The following is a 4,424-nucleotide window of genomic DNA, read 5'->3' on the forward strand; positions in this document are numbered from 1 at the left end:
CTGGGGGGTTTCGGGGCGGGGCGGGGGGTGGGCGTGGGTTTTTTTTCCCTCGACTCCGGCGCCCCCGGGGCCGCGGCCGCGGTCGTGTTCGCGGTCCTGACCGTCGCGCAGTTGTTCGCCCTCCCGGCCCGCCGCGACCAGAACGCCACCGCGCAAACCTCGGTGCTGCAGGACTGGCGGGCGGTGGCCGCCAACCGCCGATTCCTGTGGTTCTCGGTAGCGATGATCGGCTCTTATGTGCTGTCGTTCCAGGTCTATCTGGCATTGCCACTGCAGGCTGAATACCTCGCAGGCGCGCACTCCCAGGTGTTGGTTTCGGCGCTGTTCGTGGTCTCCGGCGTCGTCGCCGTAGCCGGACAGCTACGGATCACCGGATGGTTTCGTGCACGCTGGGGAACCGGGCGCAGTCTCGTCGTGGGGATGACGATCCTGGCCGCGGCGTTCCTGCCGCTGCTCGCTGTGCCCGGGCCCGCGGCATTCGGCGTCGCCATCGCGATCGTCGCCTTGCTGGTCACCACGGCACTGCTCGCGATCGGCACCGCCGCGGTGTTCCCTTTCGAGATGGACACCGTCGTCTCACTCGCGGACGGAAAACTGGTGGCGACCCACTACGGCTTCTACAACACCGTCGTCGGTGTCGGCATTCTGGCCGGCAACCTCGCCACCGGCGCCGTGGTCGGTGCCGCCCGTACTGCCGGCGCGGACTGGGCGGTGTGGGCCGGCCTCGGCCTCATCGGCGCCCTGTCGGCCTTCGCGCTGCACCGGCTCGACCGATCGCAGCCGGCAGAACAAACAGCTCGCGGCGAACAACGAACCCAGTCTGCTGCTACCGAATCCCGTCACTCCTCAGCGGGGCAGCTGGATCCGGCGACCACCTGCTGCTCGATCGATGAATTTGACGGCCAGTACCGGGAACCAGCGAAAACCACTAGACGCTGAACCGCGCTTCGACCGGCAGACAACCGGCAAAGATCCGCTCCGCGCTCGACTGGATCAGATTCGGGCGTCAGATGGGCCGGTGGCCGACAAACCGCCACCGGCCCGTCACAGCTTCATTCACCACACGTCACTCAGGTCGGGCCGCCGCTGCTCTCGCTGGTGGCTCAGGTCCGCGGTCGCAGCAGTGGTCGTCGTGTGCGCTGGGCTCCATCGCCGGGGCGATGAGCGTGGTGGGGTTCGGGCAGCAAGTGTCCCCCGCCAAGCTTTGATGCCTTCGCCGACTTCGAGGGCGGCGATGACGAGGGCGGCGATCGGGTCGGCCCCTGACCACCAGAACAGACTGTTGAGTAGCAATCCGATCAACAGCACCGCCGACAGGTAGGTGCACAGCAGCGTTTGCTTGGAGTCGGCGACCGCGGAGGCGGATCCGAGTTCGCGACCGGCGCGCCGCTGGGCCCAGGACAGCACCGGCATGATGGCCAGGCTGACCCCGGCCAGGACGATGCCGATCATGGAGGGCTCGGCGTCGCCGACCCCGAGTAGACCGCGCACGGATTCGACGGTGACGTAGGTGGCCAGCGCGAAGTAGGAGAACGCAATGATCCGCAGCGCGATCTTCTCTCGCTTCTCGGGGTCGCGGCCGGCGAACTGCCAGGCCACCGCCGCGGCGGAGGTCACTTCGATCACCCAGTCCAGCCCGAACCCGATCAACGCCGTCGACGAGACGCGGGCGCCCTCGGTGATGGCGACGATCGCCTCGATCACGTTGTAGGTGATAGTCGCGGCGACCAACCAGCGGATCCGCCGCGCCAACAACGCCCGCCGTTGCGGACCTGCCGACGTGACCGCGAGGGGAGTGCGGGCATTCCCGGTGGGGTCGACGTCAGCAGCATTCCTGGGTGTCGGCGGCCGGGCAGCAGGCGGGATCGACTGCCAGTACCAGCCCGAGCAGGTCATCCAAGGCGTGCCCGATGCGACGGTCAGCGAGTTCGTAGCGGCTCCGGCGGCCTTCGGGGCAAGCCACGACCAGACCGCAGCCACGCAGGCAGGCCAAGTGGTTCGACCCGGATCTGCCGCGATACCCCGATTTGGTCGGCCAGCTGCGACGGATACGCCGGAGCCTGACGCGGACTCAGCAGGATCTGGGTGCGGGTCGGATCTGACAGTGCGTGCCCGAAGCGGGTTAGAGTCACGATGCAGCACCGTCTCCACACGTAGACGACACATATTTTCCTGTATTCACGAAATAATGAACTGGCGGTGGGTCTACTCCCGCGAGACGTTTCGGCGGTGCCCCATAGTCGCGATCGACTTCGCCCGGGTTCAGTGTCCTGTGATGGGGAGTTCAAAAGTAAAACATGCTCCGTGGCCTGGTCCGTCGCTGTGTGCCCGGATGCGACCGTGATGTGCTTCGACGAGGGCGCGAGTAATAGTCAGGCCGATACCGCTGCCGCCGTGGCGGCGGTCGCGGGCGGTGTCGGCACGGTAGAAGCGGTCGAAGAGATGATCGAGATGGTCGGCGGCGATGCCGTCGCCGGTATCGGAGACCGCGATTTCTACGCGCTCGGGGCCGGATCGTCGGCTGCTGACGGTGACCACACCCCCGGCGGGTGTGTGGCGCAGGGCGTTGTCGAGCAGGTTGCCCAGTACCTGATCGAGCCGGTCGGGATCGACGGTGACGGCTGCGGAGTGCTCGACGCGGGTGTGCAGCGCGACGCCTTTGTCGTCGTAGCGTTCTCGCGCGGCCTGGACGGCGTGGGTGACCAGGATGGCGGTTGTCATGGGGACCGGGCGGATTCGGGTGAGGTGTTCCTCGGCGCGGGAGACAGCGGTGACGTCCTGGACGAGGCGTTCGAGCCGGTGGGTGGCCGAGCGCAGAACGTGGCGGGTGTCGTCGTCGAAGGGGCGGACGCCGTCTTCGAGGGCTTCGAGGTAGGAGTCGAGTGTGGCTATAGGGGTGCGCATTTCGTGGCCGAGGTCGGCCAGCATTCTGCGGCGGGTCGTTTCAGTGGCGTCGAGTCGGCGGGCGAGTTCGTTGACGGTGCCGGTGAGTTCGTCGAATTCACGGCCGAGCCCGGGACTGCGGACGCGGGTGTCGTAGCGTCCGCGCGCGATCTGGGCGGCGGAGACCGTCACAGCGGTCAGGGAGCGTTGGACGCGCCGGGTGATGTACCAGCTCACTATGAGTGCCAGGACTACCGCGATCGCGACCGCCAGACCCCAGGCCAGCACGATCGCCGCGGTGAAGGCTTCCTCGACGTGGGCTGCTTGGCTCGAGTTGTGGTCGATGCCGGCCTGACCGAGGTGGTCGTGGAAGATCCCGGGGGCCAGCGCCGAGGCGACGAGCCAGGCGCTGACCGCGCATCCGACCACCACGGCGGTGAGAGCGACGAACAGTCGGGTCCCGAAACTCGAACCGGGCGCTTTCGACCCGGCCATGGTTTTCGGGGCGGATCCGGGGTTGACGGCTCGGGTGTTCATGCTCCGGTGCCCATCCGGTACCCGACGCCGCGGACGGTGCGGACGTAGCGGCCGCGGGTGGCGTCGTCGCCGAGTTTGCGGCGCAGGTGGCCGATGTGCACGTCGACCAGATGCTCGTCACCGATCCAGGTCGGACCCCACACGGCGCTGATCAGCTGGGCGCGGGTGAGCACGACGCCGGGGTCGCGCGCCAAGGCGTCGAGGACGTCGAACTCGGTGCGCGTGAGCGCCACCGGCATACCGTCGACGGTGACCTCACGCCCGTCGACATCGATGGCCAAGCGGCCGAACACGCGGGCCTGCGTGGCGGCGGCGGACTCGGCTGGGCGGGTGGTGCTGGTGCGTGGGCGGCGCATCATGGCCTGGATCCGGGCCATCAACTCGCGGGGGCTGAACGGTTTGGTCATGTAGTCGTCGGCGCCGACGGAAAGCCCGATCAGGGTGTCGATCTCTTCGGCACGGGCAGTGAGCATCACGACGTAGGCGTCGGAGAAGGTGCGCAGTTGCCGGCACACCTCGACACCGTCGAGTCCCGGCAAACCCAGATCGAGGACCACGACATCCGGATCGACTTGCCGGGCGATCCCGACAGCGTCATGGCCGTCACCGGTGATCGTGGCTTCGAAACCGCCGCGTTCCAGATAGCTGCCGACCAGACTCGCCAGCGGCGCCTCGTCCTCGACGACCATGGCGCGCAGCCCGGTGGGGGGACGCTGGGTGGGCGACCAGTCGCGGGTCGTTGCGGGTGTGCCGGCAGAGGAAGCCATGGTGTTCATCTTCTCCAGCCCACACCGGGTGCCGACGCCGCGGTGGGGTTTCTTGAGCAAATCTTCATACGACCTCCACAGCAGTGCCGGGGTCCGCCCACAAGTCTGGGGACATGAACCCGCACGGAGAGGAAGCGGCCATGATGGGCTGGGTCGGTGATATCGGTTGGCCGGGGTGGACCGGGCATGCTTGCGTTCTGGGCCGTGGTGATCTACCTGGTAGCCACGCTGCTGGGC

Annotated in this window: 2 protein-coding genes and 3 pseudogenes; 1 reads left to right on the forward strand and 4 read right to left on the reverse strand. The window is 67.7% G+C overall.

From position 1 onward, the window contains the following. A pseudogene (locus QH283_RS03840) lies at positions 1-939 on the forward strand (MFS transporter); the annotation flags it as partial. Between the two features lie 127 nt (positions 940-1,066). Here the strand turns inward: QH283_RS03840 and QH283_RS03845 are convergent. The 4 genes and pseudogenes from QH283_RS03845 to QH283_RS03860 all read right to left on the reverse strand — a co-directional run bounded on the left by QH283_RS03845 (position 1,067) and on the right by QH283_RS03860 (position 4,109). Beyond that, a pseudogene (locus QH283_RS03845) lies at positions 1,067-1,755 on the reverse strand (cation transporter). A 67-nt stretch (positions 1,756-1,822) separates the two neighbouring features. Continuing rightward, positions 1,823-2,166: pseudogene (locus tag QH283_RS03850) on the reverse strand (ArsR/SmtB family transcription factor). Positions 2,167-2,262: 96 nt separating this feature from the next. Beyond that, entirely contained in the window at positions 2,263-3,420 is a 1,158-nt protein-coding gene (locus QH283_RS03855; protein WP_432420651.1) for a sensor histidine kinase, read from the reverse strand. Then, complete coding sequence (locus QH283_RS03860; protein WP_348538254.1) at positions 3,417-4,109, reverse strand: response regulator transcription factor; 693 nt, start codon at positions 4,107-4,109, stop codon at positions 3,417-3,419. The genes QH283_RS03855 and QH283_RS03860 overlap by 4 nt, the downstream gene beginning before the upstream one ends. Positions 4,110-4,424: the final 315 nt, after the last annotated feature.

It is taken from the genome of Nocardia farcinica, assembly GCF_029867845.1.
GTDB classification, from domain to species: domain Bacteria; phylum Actinomycetota; class Actinomycetes; order Mycobacteriales; family Mycobacteriaceae; genus Nocardia; species Nocardia farcinica_A.